General features: G+C 58.7%; 1 pseudogene. It reads left to right on the top strand.

Annotation, left to right across the window (positions count from 1 at the left end):
* Nucleotides 1–125: 125 nt before the first annotated feature.
* Nucleotides 126–443: pseudogene (locus S2M10_RS12680) on the top strand (hypothetical protein); the annotation flags it as partial.
* Between the last annotated feature and the right edge of the window lie 124 nt (nt 444–567).

The raw sequence follows: 567 nt of genomic DNA, 5'->3' as shown, positions 1-567 counted from the left end.
AGCGGGATGCGAGCCTGATGGAGTGGCTGGATACCCTGTGAAATAATGCGAAGGTCGTGGTGACAAGTGCCCTTGCTTTGCGGGCCTACACCGCGTTCCTTCGCATTATCGCTTCCTCGCGATAAGCCATCATCCATAATCATCTCGACGCGGCGATGCGCGCCGCCAATATCACCGGCGATACCGGCACGCTGAACCGGCAAGCGAAATCCGCCGCGCGCTCAGCCTTCGAGAGCGCCAAGCAGCGTTTCTTCGGTCATCTGCTGACCAGTATGAAGACGCCGACGCTGGTCCGCTCGATCGAGCAGGACCTGGCGGCCGGCCATTCCGCCGTCATTCAGATCGTCTCGACCGGCGAAGCCCTGATGGAGCGGCGGCTGGCCGAGATCCCCACCGAGGAGTGGAATGACGTCCGCGTCGACATCACGCCGCGCGAATATGTCTAATGTGGAGCTCCACATTAGACATATTCTTTGCAGTCGCAGTTTATGTCGAGCGTGGCGGCGAGAGACGCAGGTTTCCTTCGGTTTTCCATGATTTCACTCCAGATAATTACGGTTCCCTCGA

The organism is Sphingomonas sp. S2M10 (assembly GCF_012650175.1).
In the GTDB taxonomy this organism is placed as follows: Bacteria; Pseudomonadota; Alphaproteobacteria; order Sphingomonadales; family Sphingomonadaceae; genus Sphingomonas.
The sequence above is the reverse complement of the archived record's forward strand: the minus strand, read 5'-3'. Positions and strand labels throughout refer to the sequence as shown.